At 78.5% G+C, this 1,034-nt stretch carries 1 protein-coding gene; it reads left to right on the plus strand.

Translation table 11 applies throughout. The features are described 5' to 3' along the window. Positions 1 to 1,034: VWA-like domain-containing protein (locus tag G3I53_RS16135; RefSeq protein ID WP_164438476.1), on the plus strand; the 1,034-nt coding region annotated here is incomplete at both ends.

Here is a 1,034-nt window from a genome sequence, read left to right on the forward strand (position 1 = left end):
CCGCCCCCTCGACCTCGGCAAGCTCCTCGCCGCCCGGCTCCAGGCCGCCCGCGCCCGGCCCTACCTCGCGACGGCGCTGTTCGCGCTGCACCCCGTCGCCTCCCGCCGGGTCCCCACGATGGCCGTGGACCGCCACTGGCGCTGCTACGCCTTCCCGGCGTTCGTGGACCGCACCCCCGTGGAGGAACTGGCGGCGGTGTGGGTGCACGAGGTGTCGCACCTGCTGCGCGACCACCACGGGCGCAGCGACCGGGTGGCCCGCGAACGCGGCCTCACCGGCCCCGGGGAGCGGCTGCGGATGAACATCGCGGCCGACTGCGAGATCAACGACGACGCGTTCGGCGACGGGCTGCCCTGCCCCGAGGGCGCCGTCCTGCCCGCCGGACTGGGCCTGCCGCCCGGCGAGCTGATGGAGGACTACCTGCGGCAGTTCCGGCTGGGCCCGGCCACCCGGGACCATGTCTGGCTGGACTGCGGCAGCGGGGCCGACGGTCTGGAGCGCGCCTGGGACCTGGGGCCGGACGGCGCGCACGGCCTGAGCGAGCAGGAACGCGACGCCGTCCGGTTCCGGGTGGCCCGGGGCATCACGGCCCGGCCGGGCAGCGCGCCGCGGAGCTGGCGGCGGTGGGCGGAGGAGGCCTTCCATCCGCCGCAGCCGTGGCGGGAGTTGCTCGGCGCGGCCCTGCGCGCCGCGGTCACCGGGTCCGGTGCGGGCGACGACTACCGCTACGGTCGGCCCGCGCGGCGCTCGGCCGCCGTCCCCGGCGCCGTGCTGCCGAGCCTGCGGCGCACCCCGCCCCGGGTGGCGGTGGTCATCGACACGTCCGGCTCGGTCGCCGACGCCGAACTGGGCAGCGCGCTCCTGGAGGTCGCCGCCATCTCCCGCGCCGTGGGCGGCCGTCGGGACCTCGTCTCCGTGGTGCCCTGCGACGCGGCGGCGGACCGGGTGCACCGGATGTGCCGGGCCGGGGGCATCCCGCTGACCGGGGGCGGGGGGACCGACCTGCGGGCGGGGTTCACCCGGGCCCTGTCCG

It is taken from the genome of Streptomyces sp. SID14436 (assembly GCF_010548465.1).
GTDB lineage: Bacteria > Actinomycetota > Actinomycetes > Streptomycetales > Streptomycetaceae > Streptomyces.